The organism is Sedimenticola thiotaurini (assembly GCF_001007875.1).
In the GTDB taxonomy this organism is placed as follows: Bacteria; Pseudomonadota; Gammaproteobacteria; order Chromatiales; family Chromatiaceae; genus Sedimenticola; species Sedimenticola thiotaurini.
Window position 1 is genome coordinate 885,974 of record NZ_CP011412.1, and the last position, 21,396, is coordinate 907,369.

The 21,396-nt window shown below is 53.7% G+C and carries 17 protein-coding genes; 4 read left to right on the top strand and 13 right to left on the bottom strand.

The annotated features are described in order from the left end of the window. Window positions 1–28: 28 nt before the first annotated feature. Genes AAY24_RS03935 through cysM form a run of 3 tightly spaced genes read right to left on the bottom strand, consistent with a single transcriptional unit; the run spans window position 29 to window position 3,643 of the window. Complete coding sequence (locus tag AAY24_RS03935) at window positions 29–637, bottom strand: YdbL family probable chaperone protein (protein ID WP_046858585.1); 609 nt, start codon at window positions 635–637, stop codon at window positions 29–31. A 35-nt stretch (window positions 638–672) separates the two neighbouring features. After that, window positions 673–2,823 (bottom strand): translocation/assembly module TamB domain-containing protein, encoded by a 2,151-nt coding sequence (locus AAY24_RS03940; protein WP_199930486.1) that lies wholly within the window; start codon window positions 2,821–2,823, stop codon window positions 673–675. Further along, window positions 2,750–3,643, bottom strand: coding sequence for a cysteine synthase CysM (cysM, locus tag AAY24_RS03945; RefSeq protein WP_046858586.1), 894 nt, complete (start codon window positions 3,641–3,643; stop codon window positions 2,750–2,752). Before cysM ends, AAY24_RS03940 begins: the two co-directional genes overlap by 74 nt. 198 nt (window positions 3,644–3,841) lie before the next feature. On the opposite strand from cysM, the gene AAY24_RS03950 reads away from it, so the two are divergent. The 3 genes from AAY24_RS03950 (at window position 3,842) to AAY24_RS03960 (ending at window position 9,656) form a co-directional block, all read left to right on the top strand. Beyond that, a complete protein-coding gene (locus AAY24_RS03950) occupies window positions 3,842–5,773 on the top strand; it encodes a TonB-dependent receptor plug domain-containing protein (RefSeq protein ID WP_046858587.1) in 1,932 nt (643 codons plus the stop codon). Between the two features lie 230 nt (window positions 5,774–6,003). Then, complete coding sequence (locus AAY24_RS03955; protein ID WP_052761042.1) at window positions 6,004–6,861, top strand: ABC transporter substrate-binding protein; 858 nt, start codon at window positions 6,004–6,006, stop codon at window positions 6,859–6,861. 68 nt (window positions 6,862–6,929) lie between these two features. Continuing rightward, window positions 6,930–9,656: an ATP-binding protein gene (locus AAY24_RS03960; RefSeq protein ID WP_052761043.1), complete on the top strand. Its 2,727-nt coding sequence runs from the start codon at window positions 6,930–6,932 to the stop codon at window positions 9,654–9,656. A gap of 39 nt (window positions 9,657–9,695) precedes the next feature. On the opposite strand, the gene dsbB is transcribed toward AAY24_RS03960, so the two are convergent. From dsbB to AAY24_RS03975, 3 genes are all read right to left on the bottom strand, one after another. Next, window positions 9,696–10,205 carry a disulfide bond formation protein DsbB gene (dsbB, locus tag AAY24_RS03965; RefSeq protein WP_046860993.1) on the bottom strand — a complete coding sequence of 170 codons (510 nt, stop codon included), beginning with the start codon at window positions 10,203–10,205 and terminating at the stop codon, window positions 9,696–9,698. A gap of 128 nt (window positions 10,206–10,333) precedes the next feature. Continuing rightward, window positions 10,334–11,878: an L-piperidine-6-carboxylate dehydrogenase gene (amaB, locus tag AAY24_RS03970; RefSeq protein ID WP_046858588.1), complete on the bottom strand. Its 1,545-nt coding sequence runs from the start codon at window positions 11,876–11,878 to the stop codon at window positions 10,334–10,336. Between the two features lie 18 nt (window positions 11,879–11,896). Continuing rightward, window positions 11,897–13,000: a saccharopine dehydrogenase family protein gene (locus AAY24_RS03975; RefSeq protein WP_046858589.1), complete on the bottom strand. Its 1,104-nt coding sequence runs from the start codon at window positions 12,998–13,000 to the stop codon at window positions 11,897–11,899. A 215-nt stretch (window positions 13,001–13,215) separates the two neighbouring features. Between AAY24_RS03975 and AAY24_RS03980 the strand changes: the two genes are divergently transcribed. Further along, window positions 13,216–14,685 carry a cobyric acid synthase gene (locus AAY24_RS03980; protein ID WP_046858590.1) on the top strand — a complete coding sequence of 490 codons (1,470 nt, stop codon included), beginning with the start codon at window positions 13,216–13,218 and terminating at the stop codon, window positions 14,683–14,685. A gap of 21 nt (window positions 14,686–14,706) precedes the next feature. On the opposite strand, the gene AAY24_RS03985 is transcribed toward AAY24_RS03980, so the two are convergent. From AAY24_RS03985 to lepB, 7 genes are all read right to left on the bottom strand, one after another. Beyond that, the gene (locus AAY24_RS03985) at window positions 14,707–16,854 is read right to left on the bottom strand and encodes an EAL domain-containing protein (protein ID WP_052761044.1); all 2,148 of its coding nucleotides are present in this window, start codon (window positions 16,852–16,854) and stop codon (window positions 14,707–14,709) included. A gap of 180 nt (window positions 16,855–17,034) precedes the next feature. Further along, a complete protein-coding gene (gene pdxJ, locus AAY24_RS03990; RefSeq protein WP_046858591.1) occupies window positions 17,035–17,772 on the bottom strand; it encodes a pyridoxine 5'-phosphate synthase in 738 nt (245 codons plus the stop codon). Between the two features lie 40 nt (window positions 17,773–17,812). Further along, entirely contained in the window at window positions 17,813–18,505 is a 693-nt protein-coding gene (gene recO, locus AAY24_RS03995; protein ID WP_234422238.1) for a DNA repair protein RecO, read from the bottom strand. Between the two features lie 20 nt (window positions 18,506–18,525). Next, complete coding sequence (era, locus tag AAY24_RS04000) at window positions 18,526–19,425, bottom strand: GTPase Era (RefSeq protein WP_046858593.1); 900 nt, start codon at window positions 19,423–19,425, stop codon at window positions 18,526–18,528. Continuing rightward, the gene (gene rnc, locus AAY24_RS04005; RefSeq protein WP_046858594.1) at window positions 19,418–20,095 is read right to left on the bottom strand and encodes a ribonuclease III; all 678 of its coding nucleotides are present in this window, start codon (window positions 20,093–20,095) and stop codon (window positions 19,418–19,420) included. Before rnc ends, era begins: the two co-directional genes overlap by 8 nt. Next, window positions 20,092–20,469, bottom strand: a complete 378-nt coding sequence (locus tag AAY24_RS04010; protein WP_046858595.1) for a DUF4845 domain-containing protein — start codon at window positions 20,467–20,469, stop codon at window positions 20,092–20,094. Before AAY24_RS04010 ends, rnc begins: the two co-directional genes overlap by 4 nt. A 50-nt stretch (window positions 20,470–20,519) precedes the next feature. Further along, entirely contained in the window at window positions 20,520–21,338 is an 819-nt protein-coding gene (gene lepB, locus AAY24_RS04015; protein ID WP_046858596.1) for a signal peptidase I, read from the bottom strand. Between the last annotated feature and the right edge of the window lie 58 nt (window positions 21,339–21,396).

A 21,396-nucleotide genomic window follows, 5' to 3' on the forward strand; every position in this document is an offset into this window, starting at 1 on the left:
TTGATGAAGGGAAGCGATGCTCCGCCGGTTATTTCTGCACCCAACCACCGTTGGCATTCTGGTACCACCAGCCTCCGGCCGCCTTCTCCACCCAGGTGCGGGCAAAGGTGGAGCGAATCTCAGGTTCCCACTCGGGGTGTCCATTGGCATCGGCTATCGCCCGATAGAGGGCGTTGCGATCACTGTTCTCGCTGCTGACCAGCCCCTGCACCTTGTTACGGTCCTTTAACGGGATTTTGGCCGCATCACGCACGGCAATCATGGCGTCCCGGGTAAAGCCCACGGCACCGCTGTTGTAGTAGGGAGTGAGCGCGCTGTTCCGGCTGCGCATGCTGGCTTGCAGTTTCCGAATAGCAGGGGAACTGGCATTAAAGTCGGGTTGGGCCGCCTGCGCAGACGGGACCAGGAACTCCAGGGTTCTAGCCGCGATGGTCTGATAGAGTGGCCTATCCAGGGACGAACTCTTTTTCTCCTCCAGAATCTGCTCTTCCTGCGGTTTCTGTTTACCCAGGATGTCATCCACGATCCGTCCGGCCGCCTCTTCGGCCTGCGCAGCCGGAAAATAGATATTGATAGTGACACAGGCGGCAAGCACAAACAGGATTGCCAACATACTGCCTATTTTTAAAATTTTCATCAGGTTAGCTCCATAAATGCCAATTCAACTACTCGCTATTTAATGACGGGGTCACCGCCTTCGGCGATCTGTTTCAACTTGCTTACCAGCACCTGCCAGTCGGTTTTTTCGTTGTAACCCATTATGTGTATGCGGGGTAAGCCACCCCCTTTGACCAGATAGTAACCGCGTTCCGCCGGTTCAATCCCCCCCATGTGGCAAACCCCACGTTCAAGACGGCAACGAATCCCGAGCCGGTCATAACCGAACTCTTCAAACATCCTCAGAAAGCTCCGGGATATGGCGCCGGAAACCCCGGATCCCCCCAGGTTGGAGATATTGTCCACCGCCTTCTGGCTGATGCGGTGGCGACTATCGTCGTCTTCCGGGGTGTAAAATGCCGCATCAAAAGAGACAGGTGTCCACTCTTCAAGACGGAGATCGTCCACACGACCCGCCAGCTTCCCGGTAATCTTACCAAATGAGAAGGCGCTGGTCAGAGTTTCCAGATCGATATCCTTTATCTCCAGGTCGGCACTCAAGCCGGGCAGGGCGCCGAACAGGTCGTCCAGTTTCAGGTCACGAATTACAATATCCCCGTCAAACAGTTTGACCAGGGCCAAGCCATTAACCGCAACCACGCCATTTTCATAGGCGAGCCCGGGAATCATGCCGGAAAGCTGTCCTGACAGGGGTGGCCAATTGAGCGCCGCGCTGATTGCCGCCATGCTGATCGGGGTGAGATAGCCCTGAAACTCCACCTTGGGGCCCGCTTCGCCCCGCCGCAGGGAAAACTGCTCCACCTGTAGCTTGCCATCCAGGATGGGTATGCTGGCCTGTTTAAGCAGCGAGATGCCCCCGTCTGACAGATTCAGGTCCACTGACGAAGCCCCCAGCAGAATATCTCCGAACAGGTGACCGCCCTGCCAACTGAGGTGGCTCTCTTCCGTCACCCCGTCTGACCAGTTGATTTTCCCCGTCAGGCCGTAGAGGGCCAATTGCCCCTTGCCGTCACCCTGGGTCTGTACGCCCTGTTCAATGTGGGCATCCCTGAGCAGGATACCTATCCGGGTCTGGCCTGCCTGGTAATCGAGATCCAGGGAAAGCTGCCCGGCCAACTCCATATCTTCCAGCTGAGGATTGCCCAATACCGGCAACACATTGTCCTGAAACAGCGCGCCGATATCGGCCGGTGTTGATACCAGTTGCAGTTTGTTCAGGTGAGCCTGCTCTGTCACGGAGATCTCGGTCGTACCGGTAATCTCCAGCCTGCCCGGCTGCTTCAGATACAGCTCATCGAGGGTCAACAAACCACTCTCTGTCCGATAGGCATAACGGGTTGCCAGGGTAAGAGGATGGCTGGACGGGGAGAGATAGAGCATGGGGGTCAGCACCTCCCCCGCGGATAGCTGTAGCTGCTGGTTTCCCTGCCACTGGCCATTTTTCAGGACAGCCCGCCCCTGCCATTCGCCGGCCAGTCCCTGGCCGATATAATCCCCGGGCTCGGTGGCAAAGCTGACCCCGGTGTAATCGATTCGCCCACTGCCCTGGACGACTTGAGTACCCCGACCGCTCAGATCCACCGACAGGTCGGCCCGTCCATTCAGCGAGAGGCGATTGATCGGATCCTCCAACGCGGCGTGCAGTTTTTTCAACTGTTGGATATCGATCTGCTGGCCATCCAGCAACAGGTGCCAGCGATCCTTGTCCAGCTTCAGGTCCGCCGTGACTTTACCACTGGCAACCGAGATATTATCAAGATGAATATCAATAGCTTGTGATCTTATCTTCCAGTCAATTCTGGAATTTATCTGCCGTTGCAGCTGACCATTCAGCTCCACATCGAGCAGGCCTTTCTGGCAGCTGATGGCATCACCACTGATCTTGCCGGTTTTGCACAGGAACTTGAACTTTCGGGCCGGAGTCGGTAATGCGGGATGCCTGATCTCATCAGCGGAAAGCAGATACTGGTCATGATCTGCCAGCAGATCGAGTTGCAGTAACACACCCCTGGCCTGCCACTGCTCATCACCCAGATCCCCCAGGGAGATGGACAGATATTCCGAAGCGGTCAGTCTGGAGGGGACAAAAAGCAGTGCCCAGAGCAGGGCTACCGGGAATAACAACCTGAGGTTATTCAGCAGGAAAGACACCCGTGGAAAGATAGCGGTCACCCCGATCACAAATAATCGCCACAATGGTCGCATGCGCCACTTCCTGTGACAGTCGCAGGGCAGCCGCTACTGCCCCACCAGAAGAGATGCCGGCAAATATGCCCTCTTCTGTGGCCAGACGACGGGTTACCTCTTCGGCCTCTTCCTGGCTCACATCCAGCACCCGATCCACCCGGTGCCGATCAAAAATCCTCGGGATATAGGCCTCCGGCCAACGACGAATACCCGGTATTTTCGCGCCTTCCGCCGGCTGGACCCCGACAATCTGAATCGCCGGATTCACCCCTTTCAGATATTGTGAAACACCCATTATGGTGCCGGTGGTCCCCATGGCGCTGACAAAATGGGTAATCTCTCCATGGGTCTGATCCCAGATCTCGGGACCGGTTCCCTCTACATGGGCCAAGGGGTTATCTGCGTTGGAGAACTGATCCAATACTTTACCTTCACCCCGCTGTTCCATGCTTTGTGCCAGATCCCGGGCGCCCTCCATGCCCTCCTCTTCCGTGACCAGAATCAGTTTGGCACCATAGGCCCGCATGGCGGCACGACGTTCAATGCTGAGATTATCCGGCATGATCAGGATCATCCGATACCCCTTGATCGCCGCCGCCATGGCTAACGCAATACCGGTATTACCGCTGGTCGCCTCTATCAGCGAATCTCCCGGTTGTATATCGCCCCGCGCTTCCGCATGCTGAATCATGCTCAACGCCGGACGATCCTTCACCGAACCGGCCGGGTTGTTCCCTTCTAGCTTGACCAGCACATTATTGGAGCTCTCCCCAGGTAATCGCTGTAGCCGCACAAGCGGTGTGTGACCGATAAATTGCTCAATCGTTGGGTATTTCATGGAGGTGGGCTACCGTAGTGTCCTATGAAAAGGGGCCAATATATAGTATAGAACTGCTGTACTCTGAGAGCGGTGTATTCATCAAGCAGTATTATTAGTCTATCAATAACAACGAGAGAACAAAACAGAAACATCATGAGGTATACGCATCCTGTTGATAACCGCCCAAAACGGTATTGGGCATTGAGTCTGGGGACGATGATCTCCTTTTCTGTTCAGGCAACGGATGCCGATACCCCTTTTATTGAAGAGCTGTTTTTCACCGAAGTACCCGTGGTGTTATCGGCAACACGATTGAAGCAGGCGCTACCGGATTCCCCAGCTTCTGTCACGGTCATTGATCGGAAAATGATTGAGGCATCCGGAGTTGTCGAGTTGGTGGATCTGTTGCGCCTGGTGCCCGGCTTCCAGGTGGGTTATGACACCGGATCCCGGTTTACCGCCACATCCCACGGTAATGTGGATCGTTTTGCCCGTGACATGCAGGTATTGATTGATGGCAGATCCATCTATGACCCCGGTTTCGGTGGCATCACCTGGAGCGACCAGCAACTGGATATTGATGACATACAGCGAATTGAAGTCATTCGCGGTCCCAATGCCAGCACCCATGGTTCCAACTCATTCGCCGGCGTTATCAACATTATTACCCAGCATCCTGCGGAACAGCCCGCTATACGGGTAAAAAGCCTGGTGGGTGGTGGTGGCAGACGACAGATCTACAACCGGTATGCGGGCACCGAGGGCGACCTCTCCTATCGTATTGCTCTCAAATATGACGAAAACGATGGTTTTGACAACCGTCATGACAGTTCCAACACACGCTGGGTTAGTATCCGGGGTGACTATCAGATCAACAGCCGGGATGCACTGCTGTTCGAACTGGGCAAGAGCGGCGGTCCCCGACAGGATGGGTATCCTGGAGATGCAGTGCAACCGCTGCGTACTACAGACGATAAGCACGAATTTCAGCAACTGCGCTGGATTCGCAGTCTCTCCCCCGGTAACGAGTTTTATCTGCAGTTTTATAACAACTACCAGGAGATGGACGACAACTTCACCAACTCCGACCTGTTCTTCCCATTTACTGCCGCCGGGGGTTATGGGTTCAAATCACAACGTCAGGATCTGGAGTTCCAGCATACCTTCGACCTGAATCCCACCCAGCGGCTGGTCTGGGGATTGGGTATGCGTCAGGACAAAGCCAAAAGTATATGGACATTCGGTCGATACGATTGGATTACCCGGGACCAATATCGTGCATTTGGTAACTTTGAATGGCGCAAGAACGACAAACTGTCACTCAACCTCGGTGGCATGTATGAGAAATTTGAGCAAAAGAGTGGTTTCTTCTCACCGATGGCAGCAATCAACTTCAAACTGGATGAGATGAATACACTGCGCCTGCGCGCTACCAGTGCTTACCGGATGCCCACGCTCTGGGAAGACTACTCTGACCTGTCAGTCTTTGAATCAACCACGATGACGCCGATAGCCCTGTTCTACAAATCGACCGAGAATCTACGCCCCGAACAGATCGAATCCCACGAACTGGGTTATCTGGGCAATTTTCACCATCTGGGATTGACGCTTGACATGAAAGTGTTCCATGAAGAGGTCAAGGACATGATTGCCGGTGTCGCGGATACTGGCACTCCTAACAATACAGTGTTCTATACCAACAACGGCAGTTTTAATGTTCATGGATTTGAGGTGGGTTTGCGATGGGATCCCACACCAGGCAGTCTGCTGCATATCAGTTACAGTTCGCTGAATACTTATGGCATGCGCCTGAACAAGATCAACCCAACCGAATATCGACAGTTGGTGGGTTGGGCGCCAGATCTGACCATGAGCCTGCTGGCCAGCCATGAGTTCACCAATGGCATCAAACTCAGTACCGCATACTACTACATGGAAGGCTTTACCTGGTCCGGCGACGGTGATCAAGTCGGCACTAACAGACGCTGGGATATCAAAATTTCAAAGCATTTTGAATTGGATCGGGCAGATGGCGAAGTCTCCCTGATTTTCCAGAACATCGGACCCGATAACAATTTCAAAGATTATCGAAATGAGAATATCTGGACAGATCGGATCTTTATGCAAGCCAGTTTAAACTGGCATTAACGCCTATGGACATACAGAGGTAACTTGATTTGTACATGGAGGTTTCTTAGTGAGCCGTAAACTGAGGCATCCGCAGGCCTGATATCATCATGTGTCTGCCCGTATACCTTAGTCCTGATGTCCTGATGAGGATACCTGGGCGAAATCACAGGGGTTTTTCCAGAGTATTGCTATATGCTCTGTTACTCCTGTTGACGCCGCTACAGGCTGCCTCAGGGCAGGATGTGGTCGTGATTTTCAGTGTGGGTACTGCACCTGTATATAGCCAGGTGGCGGGAAAACTGAAGAGCTATCTGAACGAAGAGTGTGCAAAAATCAGTGACTCCTGTCCGTCTCTGCACACACAAATCATTACTGCCTCACCCGGTGATGACGCACCGGTAATTCCACCGGACACCAGGTTAATTATCACCCTGGGACAGCGTGCTGGTGAAATTATTGGCGATTTGCGTACCGACACACCGGTTCTGCACGCCCTGATACCACAAACCGCCTATCAGAAGCTGGTTAAAGATTCTCCCAGCTCCGCCATTTTTCTTGATCAACCAATCAGCAGACTGTTCCTGCTGGCCGGTATTATACGCCCCGATCCCCACATCGGTCTGCTGATGAGTCCCTTAACAGAATCGCTGAAGAGCGAGTTGATCGCCGACTCCCAACAGCAGGGCATTCCGGTGACCTATCGTGACGTGGCGTCCAGCGACACGGTCGGTCCGCTGCTGAAAGAGGTTCTGGAGGAGAGCAACGTCCTTCTCGCCCTGCCTGACCCGAATATATTCAACAGTACAACCATTTTTAATATCCTGTTATCCAGCTACCACAAGCGAATACCGGTTATCGGTTTCTCATCTGCCTACGTGAAGGCAGGCGCATTGATTGCGGCCTATTCAACCCCCAACGATATAGCCCGACACCTGGCGGAGTACACCGCCAGTTATCTGCATTCAGAAACCGAAATCCTGCCGGGTCCGATATATCCCAAGTATTTCAGTGTATCAGTCAACCAAAGTGTAGCGCGGTCGCTCGGCATTTCACTTCCTGATGAGACTGTCATTGTTAAGAGAATGATGGAACAGAGCAGACCATGATAAGGCGACGTCGCTATTCACGAATCAAAGCCAGAGCCCTACTCCTGGGTATTGTCCCGGCGGCAATTATGGCACTCACACTCACCGCCTACCTGATTACCGCCCAGTTGGAGAATCTTCAATTGGCGTTCAAAGAGAAGGGCAAGGCGACGGCGCAGGAGGTGGCGGCGGCCAGTTTCTATGGCATATTCAGTGGCGATGTGGAGTCTTTAACACTTAACCTGCAGTCGATAGCCAAAAGACGGGATATTCTCTCCATCACGGTGAATGATGCACAGGGGAAATTGCTGGCCAGTATTGATGGAGCAAAACTGAAAGATAAAGATCGCAGCACGCATGATCTATCCGATTCATCCTTCTTTTTCACCACCGTCCAATCGGGATTCCAGGTTGGCAAACTGACCGACTACCCGGATCAGCTGGAACAGGTGGAGGCGGAAAGCCTCCCGACCATCATCGGATCCATTGTCGTCGAGTTCGATAAGACCAGGTTGTTGGAAAAGCAGCGTGACTCCATCATTACCAGCCTGATAATCAGTATTGCCGGCCTGGTGGTAACAGCCCTTATCGCCGCGTTCCTGAGTCAAAAAATAACCCGCCCGCTATCCAAGCTCTCCCAGGCGGTAATACGGATGAAACACGGCGATTTTTCAGCGACAGTGCCGGAAATTTCTACCGGTGAACTGCGTAGTCTGGAAGAGGGCTTTAACGCCATGGCCAAGACTTTGCAGTACAACCAGGAGATCCTGCAGCAACAGGTGGACCGGGCCACATCAGACCTGACCCAGACCATGGAGGCCCTGGAAATTCAGAATGTGGAGCTGGATCTGGCAAGAAAACGTGCTTTAAAAGCCAGCCAGGCTAAATCGGAATTCCTGGCTAACATGAGCCATGAAATCAGAACGCCCATGAATGGTGTAATCGGCTTTTCCACCCTGTTGATGAAAACCAACCTGACAGCAGAGCAGCGGGAGCTGGCGGCAACTATCCAGAAATCGGCGACGGGACTGCTGAGCATCATTAACACTATTCTGGACTTTTCAAAACTGGAATATGGCAAACAGGAGCCTGAGTATGCTCCCGTCGAGCTGCGTGCCTGCTTTGAAGGTCCCATTACCCTACTGGCGCCAACCGCTCACGAGAAACAGCTCGAGCTGGTGCTGTTGGTCTATTCCGATGTCCCCGACTATCTGATTGGTGATGAAACCCGAATTCGGCAGATCCTGGTCAACCTGATCGGTAACGCGATCAAATTCACCCACGAAGGGGAGATTATTGTTCGGGTGATGGTTGGAGAGGAGACTGAAGACAACTGCGAACTGCTGTTCTCGGTCACCGACACCGGAATCGGCATTAATGAGTCCTGCCAGAAGGATCTGTTCATCTCTTTCAAACAGGGACCGCGGGACACCACCAAAACCTATGGGGGCACCGGACTGGGCCTCAGCATCAGTAAAAAACTGGCTGAGTCGATGAAGGGCGAGATCACCCTCGATAGCGTGGAGGGGGAAGGATCCTGCTTCGAGGTGACCCTCAGGTTGCCAAAATGTCCGGAGCTATCCAGTTCGCTGATAAATCCCAACCTGGAATCGAAAAAATGTGCTGTTATCGATCAGCACGCCATATCCCAACTGGCCATTTCACATACCCTGGAGAGTCTGGGAATGTCGGTAAAGAGAATTGGCTGGCGATCGCTGGAAGACAACCCGCCACAGGAACTGGACCTGTTAGTCATCGGCTTTTCGGCGACAGAGATCGCTTCCGGTGTGGCAGCGGAACGAATCACCTACCTGCGTGATAACCTCAGTGTCAGTAATCTGCTGATTTTACTCAGCAGTTCCGACGCCACGCTGCATAAAACCATGCAGGAGTTGTCAAATGCACCCTGCATACAAAAGCCGGTTTCCCTGTCAGTCCTCAACCGCACACTGGAACAGATATTTACCAACCCCTCCAAGATACCGGCAATCCGCGAATCCATAACAGCTGACTCCCCTTGCTTCAAAGGGAAACGCTTCATTGTCGCCGATGATAACCCGATCAATCTGCAACTGATGTTGAATATTCTGGCCGTATCGGAAGCCGATATTGTGGAAGCGGTCAATGGAGAGGAGGTTATTCAGGCCTATGAAGAGCAGCGTCCCGATCTGATCATTCTGGATGTTCACATGCCGGTGATGGATGGGAAGGAAGCGACACGGCGAATTCGGGCAATGGAACAGGATACTGTACATACCCCCATCATTGCCCTGTCGGCCGACATTATTCCGCAACACAGAGATGCCCTGCTCTCTGAAGGCGTTGATGTCTATCTGACCAAACCGCTGGATGACAACAAACTTTGGCAGGCCATCAACGGCCTGGTTAATCAGGGACAGGTTTCTGACACCATTAATGACCTATCCGGTGCAATAGAAAAAAGCAGGCAAGACAATGGCAGGGAGCTGGCACTCCATGACAAGGAAGAGGCACTGCGGGTTACCGGCGGCAGCCAGGAACTGGCCGATGAAATGCTGGGTAAACTGATGGAAGATATCCCCAGGCAGATCGTGCAGTTGGAGATGCACTTTGAACAACATGACTGGCAAGCACTGGGGGAAGTGGCCCATCGTCTGCACGGCGGATGTTCAGTCTGTGGCGTCCCCGCCATGAAAGCCGCCGTATACCAACTGGAATTAACGGCCCAGCAGGGCGATATGGAAGGGATGGCCATCCAGATGCAGCGGGTCAAAGAGATCTACCGGAAACTCCATGAGTTTGTTAATAAAACACATGGCGATGCAACACCTACATAGGATGCCCGGAAACAGCAGCTAAATCACCGATTGGCTAAGCTACTTCCGGGCAAACTGGGACAAAACCACCACCAGCAGAACCACCAGATAGATGACGTATATTCCTATCATGGTTTGGGGCATGGTGAAGCCAAGAAATTGCCACTGAATATCTTCACAAAACCCGGTGGGTTGAAACAGCCAGGGGAACCACTCATCGAGTTTGGCCCAATCGGGATAGTTGGCGGCAAAATCACAGGTATTCAAAGGGGAGGGAGAGAGCTGTATGCCGGTGTGTTTCAGCGCAAGTTGCAGACCCCAGGCAGCGCTGCTGCCCCAGATCAGTATTGCCATAGCCCTTACCAATAGTAGTCCCGGCGCCAGAGAGCCCACAATCCCGGCGACCATGATCCCCATAACGGCGGTTCTTTCATAAACACAGAGCACGCAGGGAGCCAGTTTCAACTGATATTGAAAAAACAGTGCGGACAGTTCCAGAAACAACGCTGTCAATGCCAATAAAATCCAGGCCGGACGATGGTGTGATAACTGATTGAAAATTTTGAGCATGGGCAGGCCGAACAAGTCCCGGGAAAAGGCAGGCAATCAATACTCCACTCCTGCCGCGCTAATTCGATAGCAAAGGATACCCGCGACCAACGGTCACATCAATGACTGAACGGTATCCACAACAAGTTTTAGCCGAACTGGATGCCCTGTGCCAATGGGATATCAGAACCATAGTTGATTGTATTGGTAGCGCGGCGCATATAGTTCTTCCAGGCATCACTACCGGACTCCCGACCGCCACCGGTCTCCTTTTCACCACCGAATGCCCCCCCAATCTCGGCGCCGGACGTACCGATGTTCACATTCGCCAGACCGCAGTCTGAACCCCGTGGAGAGAGGAACAGCTCGGCTTCCCCCAGGTCCCGGGTAAAAATGGCCGATGATAGCCCCTGGGGTACACTGTTCTGAATCTCGATCGCCTCGGCAACAGTGGAAAAAGTCATCACGTACAGGATAGGCGCGAAGGTCTCCTGTTTAATCACACTGGCTGTATGTGGCGTTCGGATGATCGCCGGTTTTACGTAGATCCCCCCTTCCTTACCCGGAACCATGACCCGCTCGCCACCACAGATTAACTCCCCCCCCTCTTCCAGGGCGATCTGAATAGCACTCTGCATCTTTTCGAAGGCTTGCAGATCGATTAGCGGGCCGACCAGCACTGAGTCAGAAAACGGATCACCTATACTCAGGGAAGCGTAAGATGGACGGAGCCGCTGCAGCAGTTGTTCAGCAATCGACTCCTGTACAATCAGTCGCCTGAGTGAGGTGCAGCGCTGACCACAGGTACCCACGGCAGAGAACACGATAGCCCGCAATGCCATATCCAGGTCGGCCGATTCAGCGACGATCATGGCGTTATTGCCACCCAACTCCAGCAAGGATCTGCCCAGGCGTCCCGCCACCGTGGTTGCCACCTGCTTACCCATGGACACAGAACCGGTGGCAGAGACCAGGGCGATGCGCCGACTGGCAGCCAACTGTTGCCCGACCTGTGCATCACCGATCACAACCTGAGCAATTCCGCTGGGGAACTGCGGGATCATCCGCAGCACCTGGTTGATCAGTTTCTGGCAGGCCAAGGCACAGAGCGGGGTTTTCTCCGAAGGTTTCCAGATAATCGGATCACCACAGACAAAAGAGAGCATGGCATTCCAGGCCCATACCGCCATGGGAAAATTGAATGCGGTGATGGTCGCTACCGGCCCTAACGGGTGCCACTGTTCCATCATGCGGTGATCCGGCCGTTCACTGGCGATGGTGAGTCCGTGCAGTTGGCGGGATATGCCAACAGCGAAATCGCAGATATCGATCACCTCTTGCACCTCGCCCAGCGACTCCTGCAGAATCTTTCCACACTCCAGGGTGATCAACTCTGCCAACACCTGCTTATGCTCACGGAACAGGTTGCCAAGTAGGCGCACGAATTCACCCCGCTGTGGAGCGGGTATGGTTCGAAGTTGCAGAAATGCCGCCTCTGCCCGGGCAATGGCCTGTTCAACCTGTTCAACAGATGCCATCCGCAGCGATCCAAGGGCAGCGCCATCAACAGGCGTAAACAGTGGGGTTGCCCCCCCCTGCCCCGCCAGTTGCAGATCAGCACCCAGGATGGCGGGAAACACTCCTTTACTCTGATCGATGGTCAGCCCCAGATCTTCTATCAGGTTACGTTTCATTACACCGTCCCCAGGTTATTATCTGCCACGTGGTCTACCGGCTATCCGATAACAGGCGGCGAAACGGTTCTGTATAAAGTCATTGAAATCGATCTGCTCCTGGCGCACATAACCCTGCTGTGGCAGTCGCTTGGTGAAGAAAAGATCCAGCACCGTACAGAGGCTGGCGGCAGTGGTGATCTGGATGGCACCCCAGTGCTCATCACCCACATCCCCATGATAGACCTTCCGGCTGTCGGTGATTTGCATGAATTTCCCGTTAATAGTGCCGGTTGCGGTAACCATGATCAGCACCACATCCTGCCGGGTCACTGCCAGTGCTTTCTCAAAAAGCTGTTTAAGCAACTCACGCTGCTCCCCGAGTTTCAGGTCATTGATCAGGAAATTCATCAGGTACTGGTGTCCCTTGTAACGGATTGTCTTGTAGGTGAGGTCAGATACCTGGCCCCGCAGGGTTTCATAGAGGGTGCCCAATCCACCGGAGGTGTTGAACGCCTCGTAGGAGGTCCCATCCAGGGAGAAAGTCTCCAGCCCCTCCAGTGGCGTCAGTTCCACAGGCTGCCCGGCTCGGATGGCGTAACAGGGGTTACAGTACTCATTGATCAAGCCCTCGGTAGACCAGGTCAGGTTGTACATCAGGTTGTTGTTGGGAAATTCCGGCAGTGCACCGACACGCAGTTTCAGGTTATCCAACTGCTCAAACTGCTGTGCCATGTGGAAACCGAGTATGCCGATAAAACCGGGGGCCAGACCGCACTGGGGAACAAAGGTCTGCCCTGTCCCCGCCCCTTCCGCGATCCGTTTTATAACCTGGGTGGTGGCATTATCCTCGGTCAGGTCGAAGTAGCTGACACCGGCCTTGGCTGCCGCCTCAGCGATAACCGGATTAACATCATACCCACAGGCCGAGACCACCGCCTCACAACCCTGTAACGTACTGACCAGACTTTGAGAATCGCTGATCTTCAGCAGCTGTTTTGCGACCCGATCAGTGAACTTGAGGGCATCCAGTGCGTGACTGTTTTGATCAGCCAGCAGAAGTTCATAATCGCCACTCTCATCCAGTAGCCGGGCAATCGAAGCCCCGATCCTTCCGGCGCCGATGATGACCAGCTTATACATACAACCTCCCCGCCTGGGTGGCTATCTGCGCTTCAGGGTGCACCGGGCAGCGGTTATTGCAGACCGCCGTACGCATGCAATCGAGTATGGTAAAATCCTGTGCTTGATACAGGAGAGCTTAGCACCCTCCTGGGGAATTACCGCCCTATCCCATACAACCGACGACCCGCAGTCCGATCCGGCTTAAAAATCAACTCGACCACTCGCCTACTCCCATGTCAGACAATAAAACCCTGATGATCCAAGGCACCACCTCCGATGCGGGCAAAAGCACCTTGGTGGCCGCCCTCTGTCGCGTATTCAAACGGAAAGGCCTGTCAGTGGCGCCGTTCAAACCACAGAACATGGCATTGAACAGTGCGGTAACACCGGATGGTGGAGAGATCGGCCGGGCCCAGGCGGTACAGGCCCAGGCAGCCGGCCTGGAGCCACACATCGATATGAACCCGGTACTGCTCAAACCCAATACCGATACCGGGTGCCAGGTGATTGTTCAGGGCCAGCCGGCGGAGGACAACATGGAGGCGTGGGGCTACCATGCCTATAAACCCAGGGTCATGCCGGCCATTCTTGAATCCCATGGCCGTTTGCAGGCTGACTATGACTACATCCTGGTAGAAGGTGCCGGCAGCCCGGCTGAAATCAACCTGCGCCAGAACGATGTGGCCAACATGGGCTTTGCAGAAGCGGTCGACTGCCCGGTCCTGCTGGTGGCGGATATTGATAAAGGCGGTGTTTTTGCCCACCTGGTCGGCACCCTGGCACTGCTATCGGAAAGCGAACAGGCCCGTATCAAGGGGTTTGTGATCAACCGGTTCCGTGGCGATGTCACTATTCTGCAACCGGGGCTTGATTGGCTGGAGCAGAAGACGGGTAAACCGGTACTCGGCGTCCTACCCTATCTGGCAGGGCTGCATCTGGAGGCGGAAGACAGCCTGACCCATTCGGCTGTCGAAGCCAGTGTGGATAAACCGCTGCGGGTGGTGATTCCCTGGTTGCAGCGAACCAGCAACCATACCGACCTGGACCCCCTCGCCCTGCATCCCCAGGTGGATGTACGCTGGATCGGTCCCGGAGAGGATATCCCTGGGGCAGACCTGATCATCCTGCCGGGCTCCAAGAGTGTCCGTTCGGACCTGGATTACCTGCTTGAGAGTGGATGGGATCAGGCGATCAGAAAACACCTTCGTTACGGTGGCAAGGTACTGGGGATATGTGGTGGATTCCAGATGCTGGGTACCGCCATACATGACCCGGAGGGTATTGAGGGAGTGCCCGGCAGCAGCAAGGGGTTGGGTTTGCTGAATATAGAGACCACCCTGGAGAGGGAGAAACAGCTGCGCCTGGTGAAGGGTGAACTGGCCATGGGGCAAGGGGCACCGGTCAGCGGCTATGAGATACACATGGGCATCAGTTACGGAACAGGACTATCCCGACCGCTGGTGGTACTGGAAAAGGGGCAGGATGGCGCACTATCTGAGGATAACCAGGTAGCCGGAACCTATCTGCACGGACTGTTTGAAACCCGGGAAGCCTGCTCAACACTCCTCGCCTGGGCTGGACTGGAACAGGTAGAGACCCCCGATTATCACCAGCTGCGTGAAGCGGGTATCGAGCGCTTGGCCAATGCCGCCGAGGAGCATCTGGATATTGAAAAAATCATCCGGATTGCAAAAGGCCTATAGGGGCGCGTCACAAAAACTCGCCTAGCCGACCTTGGAGATGTGATGCATCTCCGCTTCGTTCAGCGCCGCCAGCAAGGTATCCACATGCAGTTGGGCATCACTCCGAAGCAGCTGCTCGATAACTTCCGGTGTTGATGGTCGACAGAGGTAGAACCCCTGTGCCCAGCGACAATCCAGTTCCTGTAGTTTCTCCATCTGTTCCCGGGTTTCCACACCCTCGGCCACCACGGAGAGGTCAAAATCCCGGGCCAACCGAAGCAGTGATCCCACTAGCCGACTGTCCTTTTTCCGGGTGCCCATATCCTGCACAAACTGTTTGTCTATCTTCAGTACATTAAAGTTGTAATTCTGCAGATAGGTAAGGGAACTGTAGCCTTTGCCGAAATCGTCGGCACTCAGGTGGACCCCCAGTTGCCGAAGCCGGGACATATTTTCCAGTGTCGTCACCTGATCAGTAATCAGCAGGGTCTCGGTCACTTCACAATGGAGGCAGGCGGGGTCAAACTCGAGCCGCTTAAGGGTCTCCTGCAGTACATCGACAAAGCCCGGGCGGCTTACCTGTCTGGCAGAGAGATTCACCGATATAAAAAAACGGCGTCCACTGGCGTAACGCCTGTTCCAGTCGTTCAACTGCTGGCAGGCGTTTTCCATAACCCACTGGCCTATATGCTCAATGACGTCGGTGTTTTCAGCAATGGGTATGAACTGATCGGGTGAAATATTACCCAGAAACGGGTGATGCCAGCGAAGCAGGGCCTCGAAACCATCAACCTGTTCGGTTTCCAGGTTTACGATGGGCTGGTAGTGAATGGACAGCTCGTCCCTTTCAAGAACCGTATGCAGATCATGCTCGATCCGCGTGCTCCTGGCCACCTCGGCATGCATGGCCGGTTCGAATATATCGATCCGGCCTTTGCCCAGAGCCTTGGCGCGATACATGGCGGTATCGGCATCCCGCAACATCTCTTCCGCACTCTTGTATTTACTATCTGCCAGACAGATACCGATGCTGGCGCCCACATTGACCGATTGTCCATTGATTTGAAACGGCGTTTCAACGGCATGGAGAATACGCTCGGTAATCTGATAGGCATCCTGGGGCTGATTAAGATCGTCCAGCAGGAAGGTGAACTCATCCCCACCCATGCGGGCCACGGTATCGGAGGGTCGCAGTACCTGACTGAAACGTTCGGATACCGCTTTCAACAGCTCATCACCCATCGCGTGACCAAAGCTGTCATTAAGATTTTTAAATCGGTCAAGATCGACAAAACAGACCGCAAAACGGTGGGATGTATCCCGGTGAAACTTGGCCATGGAGAGATTCAGGCGGTCACTGAACAGAAAGCGGTTTGGCAGACCGGTCAGTGAATCGTAGAGTGCGCCGTGTTCCAGCTTGCTTAACAGGGCACTGCGCTCCACGTGCCGATGCCAGGCATAGAGGGCAAATGCGACAAATCCACCCACGCCGACCAACCAGACTACCAGGTGGATCACTATCATGGAACGGGATGTGTCGCGCATGGCATCCAGGTATGGCGTCATGGGTATGGCGATACTGACACCACCCCGCAGATCACCATCCTTAAAGCCCATTGCTGCATGACATACTTCGCACCCCTTGTTCATATACATCGGTTTCATAAACCGCATGTAGGGGGCACCATCGATTACCGATTGCTCTATTACCTCCGGAATCTTCTCTTTTTCAAACCGTTCCAGGGCCGCTAACTCCCACGCATCCGGGTTATTGTTGGGGTTGATGGTAATTTTTCCGGTAATTTTCCCCTTTACGCCATAGGTATCCTCGAACTCTTCTGTCATCTGCCGAAGCATGTAGGCGGGGTTCATCAGGGTAAGTTTCATGCCATCTGTGGTCACCACATCACGCCGTCCGATATGGGACAGATAGGGATTGGGCGGTGTGCGTTCTGTCGGGGGCACATATACACCACCATGCGTGGTTGCCCACTGACGAAAGGCCTGGTCCTTGTTCCAGTTGGATCTCGCCGCATAGATGGCCAGGTTTGCCTGTTCATCCTTCAGATTGCTGATATTCCATTCCAGTGAATAACCAACCAATCCGCTCCAGACAAGCACCGCCAGGATCACCAGCCTAACAATTGGCAGCTTGGCGAACAGGCTTATCTGTTGATCGATTGATTTCAAAGCTCAGACCGGAAGAGTGCTGTCACCCTGGATCTGTATTCACCAGATCCGGCGGATTCAGGTTACAGGTCCGGCGGATTCTCTCACGGGGGAACGCGTCGGCCTCTATACTACGGTTAGCGACCAGTGGGCAGCCGACTTTAGCGGCTCGTGGGCAGGAGGCTTTTCAACCGGCGTCATTCAGACAGGATCCTGGATGAGTATTTTCATCTCCTTTACCGCACTGGCCAGGCCGGAAAACAGCGCTCTGGAGATGATCGAATGACCGATATTGAATTCCCGAATTCCGGGGATGGCGGCGATCGGGGTGATATTGTGATAATCCAGCCCGTGCCCGGCATTCACTTGCAGACCAATTTTGACACCCATTGCCACCGCATGCTGAATTTTCAATAGCTGTATCTCTTTTTCAGCCCGGTTCTTGGCATCAGCAAAATGCCCGGTATGGATCTCCACTGCGGAAGCGCCGATCTCACAGGCCGCTTCCAGTTGTTTTTCGTCCGCATCTATAAACAGGGAAACTTTAATACCAGCCTCATCCAGTTCGGCACAATAGTCGGCCAGATATGCCCGGTTGGCTGCAACATCAAGCCCCCCTTCCGTGGTCAATTCCTGGCGCCGTTCCGGAACAATACAGCAATCCGACGGTCCGATCCGGCGGGCGATCAAGGACATTTCGGAAGTTGCCGCCATTTCCAGGTTCATGCGTGTCTGCAGCACATCGGCCAGCATCTCCACATCACGATCCTGAATATGCCGCCGATCCTCCCGCAGATGAACGGTGATCAGGTCGGCCCCCGCCTGTTCAGCCACCAGGGCGGCCTGCAGCGGTTCGGGATACCGTGTTCCACGCTGTTGCCGCAGTGTGGCCACGTGGTCGATATTGACGCCAAGAAGTTTCGGATATGACATATTCATGATGTTTATTTAAATAGCTGTTTTGCTTCAACCGGATTCGTCAGGAGCGATGGGCGTGACGAAATAGTTCCCTGCTCTTCAATGGTTTATCACCCAGATAAAAACCCAGCACGGTACGCAGCAGGTTACGTGCTTCTTTCAGTTGCCAGGACGCTTCCAGGGAACGGGAGGCCAATGATAGCAACGTCTGGCCACTGATGGCATGCTCAGTTTCAGGGGGGCACTCAATGACGCCGCTCTCCTGTACAAACCGGTACCACCTGTCGGCTTCCACCGGACAGCCATCTTCCATATTGACGGTTAATTCGATGCCGTAACCCAACTCAACCAACATATCCAGTTCAAAATAGCGCAGAGACGCCTCATTGATACCGGATGCATCCAGCTGTTTGAGCAGTTCCCGATAGTTACGAAACAGCTTTTCATGGGGGTCGTTGCGTTGCAACAGTCGCATCAGGAGTTCGTTGATATAAAATCCGCAGAAAAGCGCGGTTCCCTCCAGCCGGAACATACGACCATCCGGTTCATAGCTGACCAGACTTTTCACCTCGCCCCGGCCCCGCCACTCGATCTGCAACGGCACAAAAGGCTGCAGCAGACCGGAAGCCGATTTCCCCCGACCGGTAACCCCTTTGGCGACCGCCGGGAATCGGCCCAACTGCTCGGTAAAACACTCCAACAGCAGGCTGCTGTTGGAGTAGTCGCGCCGATGCAACAGGAATGCGGCAGACAAAGCCGGCGTCCCGCTATTACTCAATCACCATATCCCAGGCGGGACAGGGCACCTTCATCACTCGACCAGCTCTTTTTGACTTTGACCCAGAGCTGCAGAAAGACCTTTTTGTCAAAGAATTTCTCCATCTCCTTGCGAGCCTGGGTACCGACCTCTTTCAAGGCTTCCCCCTTGGCGCCGATGATGATGTTCTTCTGCCCTTCACGCTCCACCCAGATCAGCCCGTGAATGCGATAAAGATTCCCCTCTTCCTCGAATTTTTCGATCTCCACTGTCAGTGCATAGGGAATCTCTTTAGCATAGCGCCGGGTCAACTGTTCGCGTATCAATTCGGCGGCAAAAAAACGTTCCGAGCGATCAGTCAGTTGATCCTCCGGAAAGATCTGCTCACCTTCCGGCAAGGCGGCAATCACCTGTCTCTCCAGGGGTTCCAGATTGTCGCCCTTGCGGGCTGACAGGGGTATCACGGTTGTAAAATCAAATTTTCCAGAGATCTCCTGCAGATAGGGCAGCAGTTCGTCCTTGTTTTTTACCATGTCAATCTTGTTGACCAGTAGCAAGACCGGCATCTTAAGACGGCTAATGGCATCCAGCACCGACTGATCCTCTTCCGTCCAGCGCAATGCTTCCACCACAAACAGCACCAGGTCCACATCCGCCAGAGCGGATCGGGCGGTCCGGTTCAGATAGCGATTCATGGCATGATCGCCCCGTTTATGGATGCCCGGTGTATCCACGTAAATGATCTGTGCGGTATCGGTGGTTTTAACGCCAAGAATACTGTGCCGGGTTGTCTGGGGCTTATGGGAGGTAATCGCCAGTTTCTGACCGATCATGCGGTTCAGCAGTGTCGATTTGCCAACGTTGGGACGACCCACAATGGCACAAAAACCGCAACGACTTTTCTGCGGATCAGACATTATCTATTTTCCTCAGGAATTTACTGGCAGCATCCTGCTCAGCTTTTCTGCGACTACTACCCGTTCCTTCAGTTCTGAGGTCCAGTTCATCGACCCGACAACTGACGGTGAAGCACTGTTCGTGCTGCTCGCCGGTAACGCTGATAATGGTGTAACTTGGCAGCGGCTTCTTCTGCGACTGCAACAACTCCTGTAACCGGGTCTTGGGATCTTTCTGTTGTGACTTTTTACTCAGAGTCGACAGCTTCTCTTCGAACAATTGAAGAATTACCCGACGCGCTTCCAAGTAGCCCCCATCCAGATAGACCGCCGCGATCAGCGCTTCTACCGCATCTGCCAGAATGGAACCACGCGAGTGTCCGCCGCTGCGGAGTTCCCCCGTACCAAGATTGAGGAACTTACCCAGTTCAAGATTCCTGGCAATCTGGGCCAGTGAGTCGCCCTTGACCAGACCTGCCCGTAGCCGACTGAGTTGGCCTTCATCGGCAGCAGGATAGTTGGCATAGAGATAGTCCGCTATCACGAAGCCAAGTATGGCATCCCCGAGAAACTCCAGGCGTTCATTATTGGTACTACCGGCACTGCGGTGAGTCAGTGCCGTCTCTGCCAGCCCCAGGTTATTGAATTGATAGCCTATAGAGCGACATAAGCGTTCAACCGGTTCTCTCAATTTGAAATCAGCTCTATCTCGTCAGAAAAGGTCACCAGGATATCCATATTGCCCACCAGCTTTTTCTGAACCTGATAGTCGATCGACACCTTCATGATGCCCGGGCTCTTTTTGACCGTTACGTTATCACTCTTCAGATCATAGACACTGTTAATATCCAGGCGCTTCATGATCATGCTTTTCACCTGGCTGGAGGAACGCTTGGTAATCAGCGGTTCATCCTTCAGCGATTCGACCACATCCTTGACGGTCAGATTCTGAAGGTAAATCGGACCGATTTTCATACCCAACATGGCAAAAAACAGAATCAATGCAATGACTGTCATCCAGCCCGTCAGGGTCATCCCCTTCTGTTTCTTCAATCCACTTTCCATTTCGCTCTCCCCTGATCTTCTATCAGTTCAAACTTGGTATCGCAGCCAATCTAGTTGATGCCATTTCCGATTCGGTTCCAGGTGACCGGGAAACCGGGCATATTCGAATCCCAGTTCATCCAGATAGCGAACGCCTTGCCCACCAGCAGATGTTCCGGTACCAGGCCCCAGCACCGACTGTCGTTACTGTTGTCCCGGTTGTCACCCATGGCGAAATAGTGTCCTTCCGGTACAGTGAAGGTGCCGCGCATCAGAACCTGACAACCATAACCGAAATCGGGAGCTCGCGGGTTGATGAGAATCTCATGCTCGACATCACCCAGTTGTTCGATATTCTTCAGTGCACCGGTCTCACGTGCCCCGCTGCCGACGCCGGTGTAGATCTCAACATGGCGTTGCGGCTGGGCTTCCCCATTGATGTAGAGTGTCTTATTGCTGTAACTGATGGTGTCCCCAGGTACACCCACCACCCTTTTAATATAATCCACGCGCGGATTCTGCGGATATTTGAACACCACCACATCACCCCGTTTGGGTTCATCCACATCAATCACTTTCTTATTCAGTACCGGAAGCCGGATGCCGTAGGAGAATTTGTTGACCAGGATAAAATCCCCCACCAGAAGCGTGGGCATCATGGAACCGGACGGAATCCGGAATGGTTCCACCACAAAAGAGCGCAATACCAGCACGGCGAGGATGACCGGGAAGAAAGAGCGGGAGTACTCCACCAACAGCGGTTCTTTGGGATTTTCATCCCCACTGGCCCGCTGTTTGCGTTTACGGGCGAAGAACAGCGCGTCAATCAGCCAGATAAAGCCGGTCAAAAAAGTTGCTATGACCAGAAACAGGGGAAAATCTAAATTCATAAGCGGTTCCAACCCGGTCTCGAACTACATTGTGTAGTCTTTAAAATCACTGCCCAGC

What these genes read in the sequence shown, in the direction of transcription:
- era (WP_046858593.1), bottom strand. Translation starts at nt 19,425, where the DNA reads ATGTCTGATCCGCAGAAAAGTCGTTGCGGTTTTTGTGCCATTGTGGGT.
- dsbB (WP_046860993.1), bottom strand. Translation starts at nt 10,205, where the DNA reads ATGCTCAAAATTTTCAATCAGTTATCACACCATCGTCCGGCCTGGATT.
- AAY24_RS03975 (WP_046858589.1), bottom strand. Translation starts at nt 13,000, where the DNA reads ATGTATAAGCTGGTCATCATCGGCGCCGGAAGGATCGGGGCTTCGATT.
- AAY24_RS03940 (WP_199930486.1), bottom strand. Translation starts at nt 2,823, where the DNA reads ATGCGACCATTGTGGCGATTATTTGTGATCGGGGTGACCGCTATCTTT.
- AAY24_RS03950 (WP_046858587.1), top strand. Translation starts at nt 3,842, where the DNA reads ATGATCTCCTTTTCTGTTCAGGCAACGGATGCCGATACCCCTTTTATT.
- AAY24_RS03935 (WP_046858585.1), bottom strand. Translation starts at nt 637, where the DNA reads ATGAAAATTTTAAAAATAGGCAGTATGTTGGCAATCCTGTTTGTGCTT.
- amaB (WP_046858588.1), bottom strand. Translation starts at nt 11,878, where the DNA reads ATGAAACGTAACCTGATAGAAGATCTGGGGCTGACCATCGATCAGAGT.
- lepB (WP_046858596.1), bottom strand. Translation starts at nt 21,338, where the DNA reads ATGAATTTAGATTTTCCCCTGTTTCTGGTCATAGCAACTTTTTTGACC.
- cysM (WP_046858586.1), bottom strand. Translation starts at nt 3,643, where the DNA reads ATGAAATACCCAACGATTGAGCAATTTATCGGTCACACACCGCTTGTG.
- AAY24_RS03980 (WP_046858590.1), top strand. Translation starts at nt 13,216, where the DNA reads ATGTCAGACAATAAAACCCTGATGATCCAAGGCACCACCTCCGATGCG.
- pdxJ (WP_046858591.1), bottom strand. Translation starts at nt 17,772, where the DNA reads ATGAATATGTCATATCCGAAACTTCTTGGCGTCAATATCGACCACGTG.
- AAY24_RS04010 (WP_046858595.1), bottom strand. Translation starts at nt 20,469, where the DNA reads ATGGAAAGTGGATTGAAGAAACAGAAGGGGATGACCCTGACGGGCTGG.
- AAY24_RS03960 (WP_052761043.1), top strand. Translation starts at nt 6,930, where the DNA reads ATGGCACTCACACTCACCGCCTACCTGATTACCGCCCAGTTGGAGAAT.